At 45.3% G+C, this 2,267-nt stretch carries 1 protein-coding gene; it reads left to right on the top strand.

Annotation, left to right across the window (positions count from 1 at the left end):
• A partial coding sequence (locus tag AB6F11_RS21290) for a VCBS domain-containing protein (RefSeq protein WP_372163588.1) occupies window positions 1-2,105 on the top strand: 2,105 nt, incomplete at its 5' end.
• Between the last annotated feature and the right edge of the window lie 162 nt (window positions 2,106-2,267).

The following is a 2,267-nucleotide window of genomic DNA, read 5'->3' as shown; positions in this document are numbered from 1 at the left end:
TCACCGAGATTTATACGGTTACTGCGATTGATGGAACCACCAGTGAAGTAACCATAACCATCAACGGTGCCGATGATCCATCCGAGATTACCGTTGGTGAAGGTGACTCTGATATGGGTGAGGTGACGGAAGATGTCGATGTCGCTCCAGAAAGCAACGACTTGATGGCGACGGGAACACTGACAATTACCGATGTTGATGCTAACGATGTCGCGGCTTTTCAACCTAACGGAACGTTTAATCCTGAAGGTTCGACCAATGATACCGCGTTAGGTATGTTGACCATTACCGACGATGGCGAATGGACTTATGTCGTAGACAACGACAACGTGCAATATCTCGATGACGATGAGTTTGTCACCGAGGTTTACACTGTTACTGCGATTGATGGGACCACCAGTGAAGTAACCATCACCATCAATGGTGCTGATGATCCATCTGAGATCACCGTTGGCGAAGGTGACTCTGACATGGGTGAGGTGACGGAAGATGTCGATGTCAATCCTGATACCAACGAACTCTCGGTGTCTGGCACTTTAACGATTACTGATGTCGATACCAGCGATATGCCGGCCTTTAAACCTAATGGTGTGTTTAGCCCTATTGGGTCTACTTATGCACTTGCTTTGGGGATGTTAACGATTACTCCTGAGGGGGCATGGAGTTATGTCGTTGATAACGATGCGGTTCAATACTTGAATGATGATGACACGGTTATTGAGCGATATGTCGTAACCGCCATCGATGGTGTCGAGCATGTTATCGAGATAACAATCAATGGTGTCAACGATGCGCCTGAAGCGACCAGCTTTACGGTCGTCAATGATGAGGATGCGATCATACCAATCCTCTTCGATTCGGAAGATGGCGGTATGCCTGATTACATCTCAGATATCGAAGATGACCATGACGACATTCCACTTAATATTCGGATAGAAAGTTTGCCAACCAACGGTAGCCTTTTGTATACCGATGCAAATGGCGTCACGAGAGAAATTGTGCAGTCTGACGTCGACAACGGTGTGTTGTTTGTTCCAAACAATATTAGCTTCGTTGCCGGGCCCGGAGAGATGTTTGAAATGGGCTTCAGTGGCGATCCAGACGATATGCCAGATCTCGTTGATGGTTTCTATAATTGGGGTGTCGCGGTATCACCAACCGAAAGGCTAATTACCTTAGCTAACGGAAATACCATTACGCTATCGATTGACGACAATAACGACAAACCCCTACAGCAGTATCAAGGTGAACAGCCTCATGTTGGTTATGGGATTGGTGATACTGATGGTAAAGGTATGAACATGCAGGAGACCTTGATCATCGACTTTACCAACAACCCACTTGATGTTGTTCATTTTGGATTAGATGGGTTGGGCGGAGAGTTCAATACGAATAGCAGTGTACATATTGAAGTGATTTATACCTTTGCTGACGGGACAACAGCTAGTGAGCAATACCAAAAAGATGAAGGCGATACAGGCAACCAACAGATCTTGTACGAGTTCAGCTACTCGTCACCAAGTAATCCGATTGTTGGTATGGAGCTTTCATCTTCCGGTGGTAATTGGGAGTTGCGTTACGTACAAGGTAATGAAGCTGTAACCGATGACCCTCAATTTGACTATGTCGCAGTAGATTCAAATGGCGCTGAAAGTACAGTCGAAACGGTGACGGTTGATATTGAAGAACCACAACAATATAACGTGACTAGTGCTGCGAGTAACGAGCCTTTATTTGCGGGCTCTGGGAATGATCTGCTTATTGGTGATAGCGATGACAATATTTTCACCTGGTTAGACTCTGCACTCGATAATGGTACAGACATCATTAAAGACTTTGAGCTTTATACCAATGGCTCTGGTGATTTGATCGACCTAAATGATCTGATTGAAGATCCACAAGACGAAACTCAAATGGCCGAGCTTCTTGATATGATCGAAGTGTCGGTCGATGGCGAAGACATCGCTTTGTCTATTCCAATCAATGGTGGAGACGACGTTCAAACAATCGTGATAGAAGGGATCACTACGGAAATGGGTGCTTCAGTTGACCTTGGTAATGATCTCGCAATATTGGGAGAGCTTATTAAAAACGATGCAGCTTAATAGGCATCGTGGAATGCTCCATAGCTTGACGTAATGAAAGCTCTCGGTTTCGGGGGCTTTTTGCGCTCAGGAGTAGCCGAAGAAAAATTACCTGAATCATAGGCAAAAAAAAGGTTCATCGCGGCTTTCCGGGGAAAGCCGCTTTTATCTTCAAGAAGAAGT

The sequence above is a fragment of the Vibrio sp. 10N.247.311.14 genome (genome assembly GCF_041467715.1).
In the GTDB taxonomy this organism is placed as follows: Bacteria; Pseudomonadota; Gammaproteobacteria; order Enterobacterales; family Vibrionaceae; genus Vibrio; species Vibrio crassostreae_C.
This window is presented reverse-complemented; position numbering and strand designations above follow the sequence as displayed.